Annotated in this window: 18 protein-coding genes; 11 read left to right on the top strand and 7 right to left on the bottom strand. The window is 69.3% G+C overall.

Annotated features, from left to right (window positions below; genetic code table 11):
- Positions 1 to 44: 44 nt before the first annotated feature.
- Together ACF1AJ_RS09775 and ACF1AJ_RS09770 are read left to right on the top strand one after the other, a co-directional pair.
- Positions 45 to 710: a TetR/AcrR family transcriptional regulator gene (locus tag ACF1AJ_RS09775; RefSeq protein ID WP_391507139.1), complete on the top strand. Its 666-nt coding sequence runs from the start codon at positions 45 to 47 to the stop codon at positions 708 to 710.
- A gap of 51 nt (positions 711 to 761) precedes the next feature.
- Complete coding sequence (locus ACF1AJ_RS09770; protein ID WP_391507138.1) at positions 762 to 1,646, top strand: alpha/beta fold hydrolase; 885 nt, start codon at positions 762 to 764, stop codon at positions 1,644 to 1,646.
- A gap of 6 nt (positions 1,647 to 1,652) precedes the next feature.
- Here the strand turns inward: ACF1AJ_RS09770 and ACF1AJ_RS09765 are convergent, their stop codons facing one another.
- Together ACF1AJ_RS09765 and ACF1AJ_RS09760 are read right to left on the bottom strand one after the other, a co-directional pair.
- Positions 1,653 to 2,324, bottom strand: a complete 672-nt coding sequence (locus ACF1AJ_RS09765) for an ABC transporter ATP-binding protein (protein ID WP_391507137.1) — start codon at positions 2,322 to 2,324, stop codon at positions 1,653 to 1,655.
- A gap of 31 nt (positions 2,325 to 2,355) precedes the next feature.
- Entirely contained in the window at positions 2,356 to 3,882 is a 1,527-nt protein-coding gene (locus ACF1AJ_RS09760; RefSeq protein ID WP_391507136.1) for an ABC transporter permease, read from the bottom strand.
- A 172-nt stretch (positions 3,883 to 4,054) separates the two neighbouring features.
- Here ACF1AJ_RS09760 and ACF1AJ_RS09755 point away from each other — a divergent pair, with 172 nt between their 5' ends.
- The 9 genes from ACF1AJ_RS09755 to ACF1AJ_RS09715 all read left to right on the top strand — a co-directional run bounded on the left by ACF1AJ_RS09755 (position 4,055) and on the right by ACF1AJ_RS09715 (position 12,854).
- Positions 4,055 to 5,272, top strand: a complete 1,218-nt coding sequence (locus tag ACF1AJ_RS09755) for an NAD(P)/FAD-dependent oxidoreductase (RefSeq protein WP_391507135.1) — start codon at positions 4,055 to 4,057, stop codon at positions 5,270 to 5,272.
- Entirely contained in the window at positions 5,269 to 6,162 is an 894-nt protein-coding gene (locus ACF1AJ_RS09750; protein WP_391507134.1) for an RNA polymerase sigma-70 factor, read from the top strand. The genes ACF1AJ_RS09755 and ACF1AJ_RS09750 overlap by 4 nt, the downstream gene beginning before the upstream one ends.
- Before the next feature lie 151 nt (positions 6,163 to 6,313).
- Complete coding sequence (locus tag ACF1AJ_RS09745; protein ID WP_391507133.1) at positions 6,314 to 7,084, top strand: response regulator transcription factor; 771 nt, start codon at positions 6,314 to 6,316, stop codon at positions 7,082 to 7,084.
- On the top strand, positions 7,081 to 8,649 hold the full coding sequence (locus ACF1AJ_RS09740) for a sensor histidine kinase (protein ID WP_391507132.1): 1,569 nt from the start codon (positions 7,081 to 7,083) through the stop codon (positions 8,647 to 8,649). The genes ACF1AJ_RS09745 and ACF1AJ_RS09740 overlap by 4 nt, the downstream gene beginning before the upstream one ends.
- Positions 8,650 to 8,907: 258 nt before the next feature.
- Complete coding sequence (gene rplJ, locus ACF1AJ_RS09735) at positions 8,908 to 9,423, top strand: 50S ribosomal protein L10 (protein ID WP_018189799.1); 516 nt, start codon at positions 8,908 to 8,910, stop codon at positions 9,421 to 9,423.
- A gap of 53 nt (positions 9,424 to 9,476) precedes the next feature.
- Entirely contained in the window at positions 9,477 to 9,866 is a 390-nt protein-coding gene (gene rplL / locus ACF1AJ_RS09730; protein ID WP_018189800.1) for a 50S ribosomal protein L7/L12, read from the top strand.
- A 533-nt stretch (positions 9,867 to 10,399) separates the two neighbouring features.
- Positions 10,400 to 11,050, top strand: coding sequence for a class I SAM-dependent methyltransferase (locus ACF1AJ_RS09725; protein ID WP_391507131.1), 651 nt, complete (start codon positions 10,400 to 10,402; stop codon positions 11,048 to 11,050).
- Between the two features lie 32 nt (positions 11,051 to 11,082).
- On the top strand, positions 11,083 to 11,547 hold the full coding sequence (locus ACF1AJ_RS09720; protein WP_309856709.1) for a MarR family transcriptional regulator: 465 nt from the start codon (positions 11,083 to 11,085) through the stop codon (positions 11,545 to 11,547).
- A 68-nt stretch (positions 11,548 to 11,615) separates the two neighbouring features.
- Positions 11,616 to 12,854: an MFS transporter gene (locus tag ACF1AJ_RS09715; protein ID WP_391507130.1), complete on the top strand. Its 1,239-nt coding sequence runs from the start codon at positions 11,616 to 11,618 to the stop codon at positions 12,852 to 12,854.
- A 194-nt stretch (positions 12,855 to 13,048) separates the two neighbouring features.
- Here the strand turns inward: ACF1AJ_RS09715 and ACF1AJ_RS09710 are convergent, their stop codons facing one another.
- The 5 genes from ACF1AJ_RS09710 to ACF1AJ_RS09690 form a co-directional block, all read right to left on the bottom strand.
- A complete protein-coding gene (locus ACF1AJ_RS09710) occupies positions 13,049 to 14,056 on the bottom strand; it encodes a LacI family DNA-binding transcriptional regulator (protein WP_391507129.1) in 1,008 nt (335 codons plus the stop codon).
- 13 nt (positions 14,057 to 14,069) lie between these two features.
- Positions 14,070 to 14,309, bottom strand: a complete 240-nt coding sequence (locus ACF1AJ_RS09705) for a hypothetical protein (RefSeq protein ID WP_018189807.1) — start codon at positions 14,307 to 14,309, stop codon at positions 14,070 to 14,072.
- A 4-nt stretch (positions 14,310 to 14,313) separates the two neighbouring features.
- Positions 14,314 to 15,228, bottom strand: a complete 915-nt coding sequence (locus ACF1AJ_RS09700; RefSeq protein WP_391507128.1) for a carbohydrate ABC transporter permease — start codon at positions 15,226 to 15,228, stop codon at positions 14,314 to 14,316.
- On the bottom strand, positions 15,225 to 16,268 hold the full coding sequence (locus ACF1AJ_RS09695; protein WP_391507127.1) for a carbohydrate ABC transporter permease: 1,044 nt from the start codon (positions 16,266 to 16,268) through the stop codon (positions 15,225 to 15,227). Before ACF1AJ_RS09695 ends, ACF1AJ_RS09700 begins: the two co-directional genes overlap by 4 nt.
- An 83-nt stretch (positions 16,269 to 16,351) precedes the next feature.
- On the bottom strand, positions 16,352 to 17,635 hold the full coding sequence (locus tag ACF1AJ_RS09690; protein WP_391507126.1) for an ABC transporter substrate-binding protein: 1,284 nt from the start codon (positions 17,633 to 17,635) through the stop codon (positions 16,352 to 16,354).
- Positions 17,636 to 17,724: the final 89 nt, after the last annotated feature.

The raw sequence follows: 17,724 nt of genomic DNA, 5'->3' as shown, positions 1-17,724 counted from the left end.
TCGGCGGCTTGCCGAGCCGCTCCGTTCGCGTTACGATACGGTACGTGTCGTATTCGGAGAACGCCTCCCGCCGAGCGGGCCGCCCGCGCGACGACAGCCGCGAGTCCCACATCCTCGCCGTCGTCAACGCGCTCCTCGCGGAGCGCGGTTACGACGGCGTCTCGTTCGAGGAGGTCGCCCGCCGAGCCGGTGCCTCCAAGCCGACGCTGTACCGCCGCTGGGCGAACAAGCGCGAGATGGTCGTCGCCGCACTGAAGGTCGGTCCGGCCCGGCGGGACGACGCCGACGCGATCGACACGGGGTCGCTGCGTGGCGACCTGCTGGCGTTGTGCCGGCGTCTGCTCACCACCCTCCGCTCGGCCGACGGCCAGACCGCGCTCGCGCTCCTGCAGGCCGGGTTCGAGGACGCGGAGCTCGGCGAGACGATCGAGCAGACGGTCGGCCCGACCGGCGCGCGCCTCCCGGCGGACGTCGTCTCCGCGGCCGTCCGCCGAGGCGAGCTCCCCGAGGGGGTCGACCCCTTCCCGTTCGAGGAGGTCACCGGCTCCGTGCTCCTGCTCCGCCGGCTCAACGGCCTTGCGGTCACCGACGGGTATCTGGAGGCGCTGGTCGACATGATCCTCATCCCCGCGCTGCGGGCAACGGCAGCCGGCACACGCGCTCTTCCCGCGGGGATCTTCTCCGGTCACCCGGCGACCGCCGACGACTGACGTCCCACCCACCATCCTCAGCACCCCCACCACCCAGGAGGCAGATCCACCATGGCCACGATCGACGGCTTCGGCTACCAGACCATCCCCGGCAGCGACGGGACTCCGCTCCACGTCGCGGTCGGCGGGACCGGCCCGGCGGTGGTGCTGCTTCACGGCTTCCCGCAGACCCACTACATGTGGCGCGAGGTCGCCCGGCGGCTCGCCGACGATCACACCGTGATCGTCCCCGACCTGCGCGGCTATGGCGAGAGCGGCAAGCCGGCGGAGGCCGGCCCGGACACCTATTCCAAGCGCACGATGGGCGACGACGTGGTGGCCGTAGCGTCCGCCCTCGGACACGAACGTTTCGGTCTCATCGGCCATGACCGCGGGGCGCTCGTCGGCGTCCGCGCCGCACTCGACCACCCGGAGCGCGTCCCGTACCTCGGCATCCTGGACGTGCTCCCCACCCTCGACACCTGGGATGTGCTCCATGGAGTGGATGCGAAGATCGCCTGGCACCTCTACCTGATGGCCCAGCCGGTGGGACTGCCCGAGCGCATGATCGCCGCGGTCGCCGACGACTTCTTCGCCTCGTTCCTCGACGCGTGGGACACCGACGGCACCACGTTCACCCCGGAGGTGCGCAGGCACTACATCGACAGCTCGGTGGCCGCGGTGCCGTCGATCGTCGCCGACTATCGGGCGAGCGCCGGGATCGACCTCGACCTGGACCGCGCCGATCGCGCCACTGGCCGGCGGCTGGCCATGCCGGTCGGAGTCCTCTCGCAGGACTGGGGATCGCAGCTCGGCTTCGACCCGCGCGCGATCTGGGGCGCCTGGTCGGACGACCTGGTCTACGAACCGATCGACGCCGGCCACTTCATGGCCGAGGAGAAGCCGGATGACGTGGCCGGCTTCATCCGCTCGCTCGCCGCACGCGCCCGCTCCTAGTCCTGGTCAGTCGACCTCGCGCACCTGTCCGTGCTTGATGTGCAGGCGGCGCTGGGCGCGCTTCGCGACCGCGGTGTCATGCGTCACGATCACGACCGTGAGACCGCGGTCGCGCCACAGTCCTTCGAGCAGGTCCATGATCTCGTCCCGCGTCTCCTCGTCCAGGTTGCCCGTCGGCTCGTCCGCCAGCAGCACCTCCGGATCCTTGACCAGCGCCCGCGCGATCGCGACACGCTGCTGCTGGCCGCCGGAGAGCTCCGACGGCAGGTGGTTGCCGCGGTCGGCGAGCCCGACCGACGCGAGGGCTTCCGCCGCGCGGCGCTTGCGGTCGGCGGCGCTGACCTTGAGCGGCGCGAGAGCCGTCTCCACGTTCTCCTGAGCCGTGAGGGTCGGGATGAGGTTGAACCCCTGGAAGACGAACCCGATCTCCTTCGCCCGGATCTTCGCGAGCCGCCCGTCGTGCTGCTTCGAGAGGCTGTCGGCCCCGAGCTCGACCGAGCCGGAGGTCGGCCGGTCGAGGGCCCCGAGCATCTGCAGCAGGGTCGACTTGCCTCCTCCGGTCGGGCCCTGGATGGCGACCAGCTGGCCGTCCGGGATGTCCAGGGTCACGTCGTTGAGGGCGACGACCTGGCGCTTGGACTGGCTGTAGGTCTTGGTGACGTCGGTCAGGGTGTACATGTGAGCTCCTTCGAGGGCGGGATGACCGGGTTCAGGCGACCGAGCGGAGAGCCGCGGCCGGGCGGAGTCGCGAGGCACGCCATCCGCCGATGGCCCCGGCGATCAGACCGCCGAGAATGGCGAGGCCGACCGCGCCGACGATGATCCACAGGGTCACCGGGGCGTGCAGGGCGATGTTCGCGGAGGTCGTCGCGGCCTCCCTGGCCGCTCCGAAGGCGCCGCCGAAACCGCGCGCCGCGCCTTCGCCGGTCGCCCCCGTCGCCGCACCGGAGCGCTCGGCGGCGGCACCGGTGGTGCCGTGGCTGATGCTGCCGGTCAGCGTCGGCGAGATCAGGTTGACGACGAGCACCCCGAGGAGGCCGACCGCGACGCCGATCACGCCGCCGATGACGCCCTGCACAACGGACTCGCCGGCGACCTGCCCGACGATGCGCCGGTTGGACCAGCCGATCGCTTTGAGGGTGCCGAACTCGCGGGTGCGCCGGGTGACGCCGGAGATGGTGAACAGAATGGCGATGAGGAAGGCCGCCGCGAGCACGATCACCGATAGCCAGGTACCGAGGTTGGCGATGAGCTGGCCGGCGCTGCCGAGCGACCCGGAGACGGTCGAGGCGAGGTCGGCCTGCGTGCTGACCGTCGCCCCGGACACGGCCTTCGTCAGGTCGGTCTTGATCTGGTCGATGTCGCCGGAGGAGGCCGCCTTCACATACACGGACGAGATCTTGCCGCTCTGCCCGGAGAGCGTCTGGGCGACACCGAGCGGGATGTACGCGTTCGCCGCGGTGGTCGCGTCGGATCCGGTCGCCGCGACGATCCCGATCACCGAGAAGTCCGTGCCGCCGATCGTGATGGTGTCGCCGACCGCCTTGCTCGCCGTCTTGGCGTAGCTGGCGTCGAGCACCACCACATCCTTGCCCGCGTCCGCCGCCGTGAAGCTCCGGCCACCGGTGAGGGTCACCGACGCGAGGGGGCCGACCGACTTGCCGGCGGGGTCGAGGCCGAGCACCGAGAACGAGTCGACCGTGAAGGAGCTGCCGCCCGCGCCGTCGGAGCCGCCCGTCGGGGGCGCGGTCGGCTGCGCCGCCTGGCCGCTCTCGCGCTCCTGGCGGAGCTGCTGGAAGTTCGGCAGCGTGCCGCTGAAGCTGGTGTTGGTGAGAGAGAGCACGGCGGCGGCCGACTCGACGTTCTGCACCTTCTTCACCGTGGTGAGGGTGGATGCGTCCATGACCGTCGCGCCGCGCGTCGGTTCGAGGCGGGAGGTGTCGACCTGCCGTGCGCCGCCGGTGTCCGTCCCGGCGTTGGCGCCGAAATCGAAGCGCGGGCCGCCTCCCGTGCCCTGCAGCCCGGTCGCGTTCTGCGCGGTCGCGGGCTGGCTCACCGTGATGTCCGTCCCCACCCCGTAGACCGACTGGAGCACGCTCTCCTGCGCCTGGCGCACCCCCGCCGAGACGGCGTCCACGATGATGACCAGCGCGATCGCCAGGGCCATCCCGATCGCGATGATGATCGTCTGCTTGCGGCGGTTGAGCAACTCGCGCCGCAGATAGGTTCCGAACATGGGCTCCCAAACTGTGCTGTCGGATGAACGTCTGGCGCGAGGTTAGGAACGGCCGTTTTCGGGTCGCTATGGCGAAGCTATGCATCCGCCGAGTGACCGGTTTCCTGCGGATTGTCACATCCGGAGCCCCTGCCGTGTCGTACGGGTGAAGGCAATCAGAAGGAGGAATCCCATGCAGCAGCAGGCCGATGTCGTGGTGATCGGAGGCGGATACGCCGGAGTCGCGGCGGCCAACCGGCTGAGCGGTCGGGACGGCGTGTCCGTGACCCTGGTGAACCCGCGGCCGGTGTTCGTCGAGCGCATCCGGCTCCACCAGCTGGCGGCGGGCACGGACGACGCGATCGTCGAGTTCCCGAAGGTCCTGGCACCGTCCGTCCACCTCGTCGTCGACGCCGTCGAGCGAATCGACGCGTCGGCCCGGCGGTTGGAGCTCGCCTCCGGCGAGCAGCTCGGTTACGACTACCTCGTGTACGCAGCGGGCAGCGTCCGCGCCTTCGCCGATGTCCCCGGCGCTGCCGAGCACGCCCTGCCGATCGCGCAGCTCGGAGACGCGGACCGGCTGCGCGAGGAGCTCGCGGCACTGGGCTCGACGGACCCCATCGCCGTCGTCGGGGGCGGTCCGCTCGGCATCGAGGTGGCGTCGGAGCTCGCCGAGCAAGGTCGTACCGTCACGCTGTACTGCGGCGGGATCCTCGGGCCGTCGCTCCATCCACGCGGACGCCGGTCCGTCGCTCGGCGGCTCGCGGCACTCGGCGTCGCGGTCGAGGACGGCCCCGGCTCCCGCGTCGCGGCGGTGAAGCAGGATGCGGTGGTGCTGGCGGACGGCAGCATGCGCGCCAGCACGCTCACCATCTGGGCGGCGGGTTTCGCCGCAGCCGACCTCGCGCGCTGCAGCGGACTGACCGTGGACGCCGCCGGCCGGCTCCTGACCGACGAGACGCTGACCAGCGTCGACGACGACCGCATCGTCGCGGCGGGCGACTCGGCCGCCCCCTCCGGGCAGCCGCTCCGGATGAGCTGCCAGGCGGCGGAACCGCTCGGTGGCCACGCGGCCGACACCGTCCTCCGCCGGATCGACGGCCGCGAGGCCGAACCGTTCGTGATGGGCTTCGTCGGTCTCTGCATCAGCCTGGGACGGCGTCACGGCATCTTCCAGTTCGAGCACAAGAACGACACGGCGACGCGGGCGCACATCGGCGGCCGCGCGGGCGCGGTCGTGAAGGAGATCGTCTGCCGGGGTACCGTGCAGCAGCTGACGCTCGAGGCACGGCATCCCGGCGCGACGCGGCTCCCCGCCGCATTCGGCGACCGCGAGCGCCGCCGTATGCTCGCTGTGAACGGGTCGGCCGCACTGGTGGCGGGCGCGACCCCGGGACGGGAGGGCGCATGAGCTCGAACCGGACGGATGCGGCGACGTCGCTCTTTGTGGCACACCGCAACCTCCTCTTCACGGTGGCGTACGAGATGCTCGGCTCGGCGGCGGATGCCGAGGACGTTCTGCAAGAGACCTGGCTGCGCTGGAGCACCGTCGACCAGGCGGAGTTGCGGGAGCCCCGCGCTTACCTGGTGCGGATCGCGACACGGCTCGCGCTCAACCGCCTCCGCAGCGCCCAGCACCGCCGTGAGGCGTACGTCGGACCGTGGCTTCCCGAGCCCCTGCTGACCTCGCCCGATGTCGCCGACGACGCCGAGCTCGCCGACAGCATCTCCATGGCGTTGATGGTGGTGCTGGAGACCCTGGGGCCCACCGAGCGCGCGGTGTTCGTGCTGCGCGAGATCTTCGGCTTCGAGTTCGACGAGATCGCGGCGGCCGTGGAGAAGACGCCCGCGACCGTTCGGCAGATCGCGCACCGGGCCCGGCAGCACGTGGAGGCGCGGCGACCGCGTGTCAGTGTCAGCCCCGGTGAGGCGCGCGCCGCGCTGGACGCCTTCCGCATCGCGGTCGAGACGGGCGACGTGCAGGCGATGCTGAACGTGCTCGCCCCCGACGTCGTGCTCATCAGCGATGCAGGTGGAGTGAAGCAGGCCGCCCTCCGGCCGATCCTCGGCGCCGATAAGGTGACACGCTTCATCGCCGGCGGGTTGCGGAAGGCTCCGGACTTCGCGATCGAGCCGACGGTCGTCAACGGAAGCCCGGCGCTGGCGCTCTTCGTGGCGGGCGAATTCGACGGTGTGCTGGCCGCGCACACGCAGGACGGGCGCATCACGGGGATGTACATCGTCCGCAACCCGCAGAAGCTGTCGTGGCTGGGGGAGGAGCTCACCCTGTCGCTGCGCTGACCGTCCTCCGTTCCTGCCTCCGGCCGGAGTGTCGCCCACCGCCGCCTCCCTTTCCGGCCTTGAACGCGGGACGGAAGGAAGGAAAGCCGCGGAAGGGGTGCTCAGAGAGTTCATAGGTTGTGCAAAGACAGCATCCAACGCGCTCCTCATAATGAGAAAGGTGACCATCAACGCGCGCGCCGCCTCCGGCCCCTCCAGCCAGCCCCGTACCCTCCTGCGCCGCGCGGACGGCAGCGCCATCCGCGTGCTCGTCGTCGACGATGAGGCGACGCTGACGGACCTCCTCGCGATGGCCCTCCACTACGAGGACTGGGAGGTCAAGACGGCGTCGAACGGCCAGCAGGCTCTGCAGCTGTCGCGCGAGTTCAAGCCGGACGTCGTCGTGCTCGACATCATGCTCCCCGACATCGACGGCCTCCAGGTGCTGTCGCGGATGCGCGCCGACGGCAATGAGGCGCCCGTTCTCTTCCTCACCGCGAAGGACTCCCTCGACGACCGCATCGTCGGCCTCACCGCGGGCGGCGACGACTACGTGACCAAGCCGTTCAGCCTGGAGGAGCTCGTCGCGCGCCTGCGCGGTCTGCTGCGGCGGTCGCGCGCGGCGGTCGCCGACCATGACGACCCCGTGCTGATCGTCGGCGACCTCGTGCTCGACGAGGACAGCTACGAGGTCCACCGCGACGGCGAGCCCATCCAGCTGACCGCCACCGAGTTCGAGCTGCTGCGCTTCCTGATGCGCAACCCGCGCCGCGTGCTCAGCAAGGCCCAGATCCTCGACCGGGTCTGGAGCTACGACTTCGGCGGCTCGTCCAGCGTCGTCGAGCTCTACATCTCCTACCTGCGCAAGAAGATCGACGCCGGTCGCGCCCCGATGATCCACACGGTCCGCGGCGCCGGGTACATGGTGAAGGCCGCGCAATGACCTCCGCCCGCGTCGCGGGCTCCCCGACCACCGAGCCGGGCGGAACCGCTCGCGCGGGCGGCCGATCCTGGCGCGTCCGGCCCTTCCGCTCGTGGACGCTGCGGAGCCGCGTCGTGCTCGTCGTCGTGGCGATGCTCGCGGTGCTGGGTGCCGTGATCGGGACGGTCAGCGTATTCGCGCTCCAGAACTACCTGATGCAGCGGCTGGATGGGCAGCTCACCTCGGCGCTCGACCGCGGCCAACGGGCGGCGGATCGCATCTACGGCGACCAGCCGACGGGACCGGACGTCATCGGCATCGTCCAGACGCCGGGTCAGCAGACCGGCACGTTCGGCGTCATCCGCAGCGGCGACATGCTGCTGTACCCGGTCATCCTCTCCGAGAGGCCGCCCGGAAGCACGCCTGATCAGCCGGTGGCGCCGAAGCGCGTGCTCATCTCGACCACCGCCCTTCTCAGCCTGCCGTCGGACGGCCACCCGCGCACCATCGACCTCGGCGCGTCCCTGGGGGAGTACCGCGTGGCGGCGGTCCAGCTGACGAACGGCGACAGCGTCATCATCGGCCTCCCGCTCAGCGACGTGAACGCGACTGTCGCCCGGCTCACGCTCGTCATCGTGCTGGTCACCCTCGCCGGGCTGGTGTTCGCGTTCCTTCTCGCGAGCGTCGTGGTCAGGCTGGCGATGCGTCCGCTGGAGCGGGTCGCGGACACCGCGGAACAGGTCTCGTCCCTCCCGCTCGATCGAGGAGACGTCGCGCTCTCGGTCCGTGTCCCGGAAGCCGACACCGACCAGCACACCGAGGTCGGAAAAGTCGGCTCAGCACTGAACCGGATGCTCGGCCACGTCGCCTCCGCCCTGACCGCACGCCAGGCGAGCGAGCAGAAGGTGCGGCAGTTCGTCGCCGACGCCAGCCATGAGCTGCGCACACCGCTCGCCTCCATCCGCGGCTACGCCGAGCTGACCCGGCGAGCCCCGCACGAACTGCCGCCGGACGTCACGCACTCGCTCGGCCGCATCGAGTCGGAGGCGACCCGGATGACGTCCCTCGTGGAGGATCTGCTGCTGCTCGCCCGGCTCGACGAGGGCCGCGAGCTCGACCGCGATCCCGTGGACCTCTCCCTGCTGCTGGTGGATGCGCTGAGCGACGCCCACGCGGCCGGACCCGACCACGAGTGGGCGCTCGACCTGCCCGACGAGCCCGTCGAGGTCGTCGGCGACGCCCCGAGACTGCACCAGGTGCTCATGAACCTGCTCGCGAACGCACGCGTGCACACGCCGGAAGGCACGAAGGTGACAGCCGGCCTGCGAGTGGATGAGGACGCGCACCGCGCCGTCATCACGGTCGCGGACGACGGACCGGGCATCCCGCAGGACATGCAGGCGACGCTGTTCGAGCGCTTCGCCCGCGGCGACAGCTCCCGCAACCGCGCCACCGGATCCACCGGGCTGGGCCTCGCCATCGTGCAGGCGGTCGTGCAGGCGCACGAGGGAGACGTGACGGTCACGAGTGAGCCGGGCCGGACCGTGTTCACGGTGTCGCTGCCGCTCGTGCCGGCCGCCGTCTGAACCCGATTTGCAGACCGGGGTGCGCATCCCGTACCCTGTACGAAGCCAAAGACCGCTGGTTGTCGTGCTCGCACGACCGAAGATCCACTCAGGTGGGGGCCCGCGCAGGTGTATGAAGCAAGTTCCGCATTCTCTGCGTCGCCAGCTCCGTGCCTCTGCGCCGGAGCTTTTTTCTTTGTCCGGTGACGGTGTCGTCCAGCGACTTTGGCGGGCACACCGCTTCCGCGGTGTGCGACGAAGAAGATTGAGGAGTAGGCCATGGCGAACAAGGAAGCCACGGTCGCCGAGCTCACGAACCTGTTCGAGAGCTCGACCGCCGTTCTGCTGACCGAGTACCGCGGTCTCACTGTCGCTCAGCTCAAGCAGCTGCGCACGTCGATCAGTGAGCACGCGACCTACGCCGTGGTGAAGAACACGCTGACCAAGATCGCGGCCAACAACACGGGCATCTCGTCGTTCGACGAGGAGCTCGCTGGGCCGTCCGCGATCGCCTTCGTGCACGGTGACCCTGTCGCCGTCGCGAAGTCGCTGCGTGACTTCGCCAAGGCAAACCCTCTGCTTGTGGTCAAGGGCGGTTACTTCGACGGTAACCCGCTGACCGCAGAAGAGGTAGGCAAGCTCGCCGACCTCGAGTCCCGTGAGGTTCTACTGGCCAAGCTGGCCGGCGCCTTCAAGGCCTCGCTGTTCGGAGCCGCATATCTGTTCAACGCACCGCTGTCGCAGGCCGTTCGCACGGTCGACGCGCTGCGTGAGAAGCAGGAGTCCGCTGCCTGAGTCCTCGCGGACCGGGCCAGCGGTGAGTAACCACACACACTAAGGAGAGAACAATGGCAAAGCTTTCGACTGAGGAGCTGCTCGACGCGTTCAAGGAGCTCACGCTCATTGAGCTCAGCGAGTTCGTGAAGAAGTTCGAGGAGACCTTCGAGGTCACCGCCGCCGCCCCCGTCGCCGTGGCCGCTCCGGCCGCCGGTGGTGCGGGCGCCGCTGCCGAAGAGGTCGAGGAGAAGGACTCCTTCGACGTCGTCCTCGAGGCCGCCGGTGACAAGAAGATCCAGGTCATCAAGGAGGTGCGCGCCCTCACCAGCCTCGGCCTCGGTGAGGCGAAGGCCCTCGTTGACGGCGCTCCGAGCACCGTGCTCGAGGGTGCCAACAAGGAGACCGCAGACAAGGCGAAGGCCCAGCTCGAAGAGGCTGGCGCCACCGTCACCCTGAAGTAATCAGGGCCCCATCGGGGCTCTTCTTACCGACGGCTGACAGCCGCTGTGTCGTAGACACAGGCGCGACGCGGACTCCTCCTTTCAGAGAGTGTCCGCGTTGCGGAGGGCGTCGCCCCCGTAACGGGGCGACGCCCTCCGTGCGTTAAGCGACGCGCGGGCGCGGATGCTCACCCATCCACGCGTCCGATCGCGCCCGCCAGCGGGCATCGGTGTGCAAGGACGCACAACCGGAAGAAGAACCACGATGAATACCAGTTCTTGGCGTGCCTACGCCTCGCGACTGCGTGACTTCGGTCACGCGATGCTCCACGGTGAGGACCGCGACAGCGGCTGCCACCCACCGGATCTGTGCCGCAGGACCCTCCTCTACGACAGGTACCTGCGGTAACACCCACCACGAAGCGCCCCCGACCACCCGGCCGGGGGCGCTTCGCCGTCACGGCATCCCACCCCCTCCAGATTCGTGCCGAATGTGCGTTCAGGGTCCGCGATACCGCACATTCGGCACGAATCACTGCCCCTAGACTCGCGGGATGACCGACGAGCCCGCCGATGTCACCGCCACCCGTCTCGCCTACGACACCGTCGCCCAGGACTACGCCGACCTGCTCCGCGACCACCTCGCGGGAAGCGAGTTCGACCGCGCCATGCTCGGCGTCTTCGCGGAGCAGGTGGCGCGCGGCGGGGGCGGCCCGGTGGGGGACCTGGGATGCGGTCCAGGGCGCATCGCCGGCCACCTGGCGGGACTCGGACTGGAGGTCGTCGGCGTCGACCTGTCGCCCGGGATGATCGAGGTGGCCCGGCGCGAGCATCCTGCTGTTCGGTTCGAAGTCGGGACGATGGCGGCCCTTCCGTTCGCGGACGGCGCTCTCGCCGGAGCGCTCGCCTGGTACTCCGTCATCCACACGCCCGATGAGCGCCAGGGCGAGCTGTACGCCGAGTTCGCGCGTGTCGTCCGGCCGGGCGGGATCCTCCTCCTCGCCTTCCAAGTGGGGGAGGACGTCGTGCATCTCACGCACGCCTACGGGCACGACCTCGACCTGCACACCCGGCGACAGCATCCCGACCGGGTCAGGGAGCGGCTGGTCGAGGCAGGGCTCACGCCGACCGCCGAGCTCATCCGGCAGGCGGTGCCGCCGGAGAAGTCGCCGCAGGGTTACGTGCTCGCGCAACGCGCCGTTTGATAAACATAGGCAAGCTATATATAATTGGTCACATGCCCGAGACCCCCGAACTCCACCAGATCCTCGGCGACCTCGTCGTCGCCGCGCACCGCCTCGCCCGGCTCGCCGCACGAGTGACCGGCAGCACCGAGTCGCCCGCCACCTGGCGAACCCTCAGCGTGCTGCAGACCGTCGGCCCGATGCGCCTCGGCGAGCTCGCCGAGCACAGCCGGGTGTCGCAGCCGACGATGACCAAGATCGTGCGCAACCTCGTCGAGGCCGAGTGGGTCAAACGAATCGCCGACACGACGGACGCGCGAGCCTGGCAGATCGCCATCACGGCGAAGGGCGCCGACGCGCTCCAGACCTGGCGTGACGAGTTGTCCACCGCGCTCGTCCCGATGTTCTCCGACCTCAGCGACGACGAGCTCGCCGCCATGCGCGCCACCGTCGAGATCATCGGGTCACGTGCCGACCTCTCCACCGCGACGTCGGCCGCTCTCGCCGGCCGCGGCTGAGCCGACGCATCCCGTCGCCACCTCCCCTCTCTCCGCACCACCGACCGGCAAGGAGCCGTCTCCCCTTCATGTCCCACGAACGCCCCACCAGCATCCTGAAGCAGCCGACCGCCGTCTGGGCCGTCGCATTCGCCTCCGTCATCGCCTTCATGGGCATCGGTCTCGTCGACCCGATCCTGCCCGCGATCGCGAAGAGCCTGGAGGCGACACCGACCGAGACGGAGATGCTGTTCACCAGCTACCTGCTCATCACCGGCGCCGCCATGTTCTTCACCAGCTGGATCTCCAGCCGCATCGGGGCGAAGAGGACACTGCTCATCGGCCTCGCCCTGATCGTCGTCTTCGCGCTCGCCGCCGGACTGTCGCAGAACGTCGAGTCGATCATCGGCTTCCGCGCCGGCTGGGGACTCGGCAATGCGCTTTTCATCTCCACCGCGCTCGCGACCATCGTCGGAGCCGCGTCCGGCGGTACGTCCGCGGCGATCATCCTGTACGAAGCCGCCCTGGGACTCGGCATCGCGATCGGACCGCTGCTCGGCGGCCTGCTCGGCAGCTGGAGCTGGCGCGGACCGTTCTTCGGCACCGCGACCCTGATGGCGATCGGTTTCATCGCGATCGTCGCGCTCCTCAAGAAGAACCCCGAGAAGCCGCAGCCCACGAAGCTGTCCGCGCCGTTCCGCGCGCTCGGCCGTCCCGCGCTCGGCTTCCTCGCCGGCGCCGCCCTGTTCTACAACATCGGCTTCTTCGTGCTGCTCGCGTACACGCCGTTCGCGCTCGTGCCGCTGGGCGTCGAGGATGCCATCACCCTGGGCCTGATCTTCTTCGGCTGGGGCGTCGCTCTTGCCGTCACGTCGGTCTGGGTCGCCCCGCTGCTGACCGCCCGCCTGCCGCGCACCCGCGTGCTCTGGCTGGTCATGCCCCTGCTGGCCCTCGATCTCCTGGCCGCGGGACTCTTCGTCGGTTCGCTGGTCGCGCTCATCGTCTGCGTCGTCGTCGGCGGACTGCTGCTCGGCATCCTCAACACCGTGCTCACCGAGTGCGTCATGGAGGCGACCGACCTGCCGCGATCCGTGGCCTCGAGCGCCTACTCGGGTGTCCGCTTCCTCGGCGGCGCTGTCGCCCCGCCGGCTGCGACGCTCCTCGCCGACACGGTCGGCCCGGCCATGCCGTTCTACGCGGGAGCCATCTCCGTGCTGATCGCGGCGGCGCTGATCATGATCGGGCACAAGCACCTGAAGCGCGTGGATGCGCCCGCCGAGACGCTGCAGCAGGAGGCCGAGGTGCTGTCTTTCGCCGACGCCGACTAACGATCGGCCGGGGGCGGGAACGTTCCCACAGAATGCGAAGAGCCGCCCTGTCCTAGTCAGGGCGGCTCTTCCCGCCATGTGGGCCCCGATAGCCCGACGGGCGACCCCGTCAGCTGACCGTGCCTACCCGAAAGGCGCGCTCAGCCGGATGGCCGCCTCACCATTCTTTCAGACAGCGGGGGCCGCACGGGACATCAGCGCGGCGGTGCGGTGGACGACCGGACCACCAGGCTCACCGGCGAGCTCACCGAACCGGTGCGCGGTTCAGCGCCGGCGAGCTCGTCCAGCAGGATCCGCGCAGCGGTCGCACCCTGCTCGAACGGGTCCTGGGCCATCGTCGTGAGCCCGAAGCCAGCGGCGTAGTCGTGGTCGTCGATGCCGATCACGGACAGGTCGTCCGGCACCCGCAGGCCGTGGTCACCCGCCGCGAGGATGGCGCCGAACGCCATCTCGTCCGAGCCCGCGAACACCGCGGTCGGCCGGGGCCCGGGCGCATCCAGCAGCCGGTTCATCGCCGCGCGGCTCTCGGGCAGCGAGAACCCGCCGGGGATGACCCACTCGGGACGTACCGGGAGGCCGGCGTCGCGCATCGCATCCTTGAACCCGTGCAGGCGGCCGATCGGCACCTGGCTGTTGAGGCCCTCCTCGTCCTCACCGCCCAGGTGCGCGATCGCGGTGTGACCGAGGGAGATGAGGTGGGAGGTCGCCGTGTAGGCGGTCGAGGTCTCGTCGATGCCGACGCTGCGGAGGCCCTTGACCGGTCCGCCGACGACGATGGTCGGATGCCCGAGCGTCGCCAGTTGCTCCCTCTCCTCCGTCGTGAAGTCGAGGCACAGCGCGAGCAGGGCGTCGGTGCGCTTGCGCAGGATGCTGCGGTGGAAGACGCGCTCCCGATCGCCGCGGTGACCCCCGAGATTGAAGAGGATCATGTCGTAGCTCGCCGACCGCAGCTCTGCATCCACCCCCTCCAGCACCTGCGTGTAGAACCACCGGCTCACCGACGGGACCACGACCCCCATCGCGAGGGTGCGGCCGCTGGCGAGGCCCGAAGCGCTCGACGACGCGACGTAGCCGAGCTCATCCGCCGCGCGGCGGACGGCCGCTCGCGTCTTGTCGGACACGTTGGGGAGACCGCGCAGCGCCCGGGAGACGGTGGCGGTGGAGACCCCGGTCGCGCGCGCGACCTCCTCGATCCCTGGCATCGCCCGGCCCCGCTCAGGAGTCCTGGTGCTCGAGCCGCGCCTCCTCGGCCTCCTGCCGCCGCGCGATGATGCGGCGGCGCAGCTGCAGGAGGCCGATGAAGGCGAGGACGAGCACGAGGAGGGTGAGCGCCCAGCCGAGGGCCGGCTCGCCGGTCAGTTCGCAGAAGACCGTGATCCCGAGGAACGCGACCGCGAAGAACCCGACGAAGCCGAGGCCGACGTCGACGACCTCGCGAGAGTCGCTCCAGCGCATGTGATCAGCCCTTCACGCCACCGGCCGTGAGTCCGGCCACGATGCGCCGCTGGAAGATCAGCACCAGGATGATCAGCGGCACGGTCACGATCGTACCGGCCGCCATGACCGCCGTGTACGGCTCCTGGTGCGGCTGGCTGCCGGTGAAGGAGGCGATGGCCACGGTGACCGGCTGCGTCGCGTCGCTCGACAGCTGGCTGGAGATCAGGAACTCGTTCCACGACGAGATGAACGCCAGGATCGCCGTCGTGAACACGGCAGGAGCCGCCAGCGGAAGGATGATCTTCCGGAACGCCTGCGCCTGGGTGCACCCGTCGATCCGCGCGGCCTCCTCCAGGTCCCACGGCATCTCGCGGAAGAACGAGTTGAGCGTGTAGACGGTCAGGGGGAGGGCGAAGGAGATCTCCGGGATGATCAGCGCCTGGTAGGTGCCCATCCAGCCGATGTTTGTGAACAGCTGGAACAGCGGGGTGATCAGCGCGACGCCCGGGAACATCGAGGCAGCGAGGATGATCCCCAGCACGATGCCCTTGAACTTGAAGTCGAGGCGGGCGAGGGCGTACGAGGCGAAGATGCCGACGACCAGGGAGATCACGGTGACGCAGATGCCGATGAACAGCGAGTTCAGCAGCGCCTGGCCGAGGTGGTTGCCCAGGTTGGTCGAGAGGGCGGTGACGTAGTTGTCCCAGGTGAAGTGCGTGATCCACGGGGTGTTGTCGTTGGTGAAGCCGACATCCCGGAACGAGGTCACGACCATCCAGTAGAAGGGCAGCAAGCACCACAGCACGATCACGATCGCCTGGATGCCGGTGCGGAGACCGGCGTTGCGGCGGCGCTGCTTGCTGCGGTTCTTGGTCTGGGTACGAGGGAGAGCTCCCGCCTCGGCGGTCGCTGCTGCCTGGCCGGCGACGGCGGTCATCGCTTCGCCCCCTTCTGCTGGTCCTCCTGCGTTCGCACGACGTTCGTTCCGAGGAGCCGGACGAAGATGAAGGCGATCAGGAAGATGATGATGAACGTGATGGTGGACAGGGCGGCCGCGCTGTTGAAGCCCTGCCTGATCTGATCGACCACGAGGATGGACAACGTGGTCGTGGCATGGCCTGTACCACCTCCACCGCCGGTGAGGATCTGCGGCAGGTCGTAGATGCGGAGGGCGTCGAGTACACGGAACAGGATCGCGACCATGAGCGCCGGCTTCAGCAGCGGCATGGTCACGCGCCAGAAGCGCTGCCAGGTGGTCGCGCCGTCGACCTTCGCGGCCTCGTAGACCTCCTCCGGGATGATCTGCAGACCGGCGAGGATCAGCAGCGCCATGAACGGCGTGGTCTTCCAGGTGTCGGCGATGATGACCGCGAACCGGGACGCCCACTCATCCGACGTCCACAGGATGTGGGCGCCGAGGACCGCGTTGGCGACGCCGGCGACCGAGAAGATGAAGAACCACAGCTTCGCGGTGACCGCGGTGGGGATCGCCCACGGGATCAGGATGGCCGCGCGGACGAGGCCGCGGCCGCGGAATGCGCGGTTCATGATCAGCGCGAACCAGAGGCCGAGGCCGGTCTCGAGAATGACGGTCGTCACCGTGAAGAAGAAGGTGACGAACACCGCGCTCCAGAAGCTGGAGCCGAGGTTGCCGGGTGGGCAGGAGATCGTGGTGCCGTTGGGGCCTTGGCACTGCTGGAGCAGCCAGTGCGCGTAGTTCTGGAAACCGGCGAACCCGCCCTGGACGAACAGGCCGGTCGCCGGGTCGAGTCCGGCGTCCTTCTGGAAGGACATCACGATCGCCGAGACCACCGGGTAGCCGATCACGACGGCCAGCAGGACCAGGGTGGGGATGATCAGGTAGAAGGCCCAGCGACTCTGCTGGGCGCGCTGCCGCTTCGCGCCGGCACGGATCGGCGGTTTGCCGTTCTTGCCGGTCGTGGTGGATGAGGGGGCGACGACGTTCGACGTTGACATGTGTGCCTCCGGATGCTTGTCGGAAGGAGAGGGGCCGGGCGGCGGGAGAAGTCCCGCCGCCCGGCAACCGTTTCAGGCCGGGGTCAGCCGGCGCTGGCGGTGTTGATCGCCGAAGCCATGTCCTTCAGGGCTTCGTCGACCGTCTTGTCACCCTTGAGGGCGGCGTACGCGTTGTCCTGCACGGCCTTGGTGATGGCCGGGTAGAACGGCGACACCGGACGCGGGACCGCGTTCGCGATCGAGGTCTTCAGCGTCGACAGGTACGGCAGCTGGCTGTTCAGCGCCGCGTCGTCGTACAGCGAAGCCACCACCGGTGCCAGCGAGCCCTGGGTCACGAAGAACTTCTGCGTCTCTTCGCTCTGCAGGAACTTCAGGAACTCGAAGGCGGTCGCCTTGTGCTTGGAGTACACGCTGATCGCGGCGTTGTGACCACCGAGGCTGGAGACGCCCGGCTTGTCCGCGCTGATGCCCGGGAGCGGCGCGACGCCGAAGGTGTCCTTCACCGTCGAGGAGCCGTCGGTCTTGGCCAGGTTGTACACGTACGGCCAGTTGCGCAGGAACATCAGCTTGCCGGCCTCGAACGCCTGCCGGCCCTGCTCCTCCTGGTAGGTGATGGCCTCGGCGGGGATCTGCCCGTTCTTGAAGCCGTCCACCAGTCGGGTCAGACCCGCCTTGGCCTCGTCGCTGTCGACGGTGACCTTCTTGCCGTCCTCACCGACGATCGTTCCGCCGTTGGTGTTGATCGCCTCGGCGACGTTCACCGTGAGGCCCTCGTACTGGGCGAACTGACCGGCGTAGCAGCCGATGCCCTTCGCCTTGGCGATGTCGCAGTCCTTGAGCATGTCGTCCCACGTCTTCGGGGGCTCCGGGACCAGGTCCTTGCGGTAGTACAGGATGCCGCCGTCAGAGGTCTGCGGCGCCGCGTACTGGGTGCCGTTGTAGGTTCCCGACTTCACCGTCGGCTCCAGGAGGGCCGAGTTGTCCATCTTGAACTTGCCGGTCAGCGGCTGGAGCCAGCCCTTCGCCGCGAACTCGCCCGTCCACACCACGTCCACGTCCACGACGTCGTAGTTGGTGTCCTTGGCCTGGAAGTGCTGCACGAGGTCGTCGTGCTGCTGGTCCGCCTGGTCGGTCTGCTCCTTGAAGGTGACCTTCTCGTCCGGGTGGGCCTTGTTCCACTTCTCGATCAGCGGGCGGACCACATTGGAGTTGTCCTTGCCCTGCACGTAGGTGATCGGACCCTTGCTGTCGAGATTCGAGTTGGCGTCGCCGCCACCGCTTCCCGACCCACCGCCACCGGTGCATCCCGCCAGCGCGAGGCCTGCGAGGGCCACCCCGGCGATCACGGAGAGACGTGCTGCTTTCATTTCACTCCTCGTTGAGCTCTTGGTGCGGGCACAGGTGTGCGCCCGCCGATCACCGTACCCCTACGCTCTCGCGTGATGCAAGCGTTTAC

The sequence above is a fragment of the Leifsonia sp. NPDC014704 genome, from assembly GCF_043083605.1.
Lineage (GTDB): Bacteria > Actinomycetota > Actinomycetes > Actinomycetales > Microbacteriaceae > Leifsonia.
The sequence above is the reverse complement of the archived record's forward strand: the minus strand, read 5'-3'. Positions and strand labels throughout refer to the sequence as shown.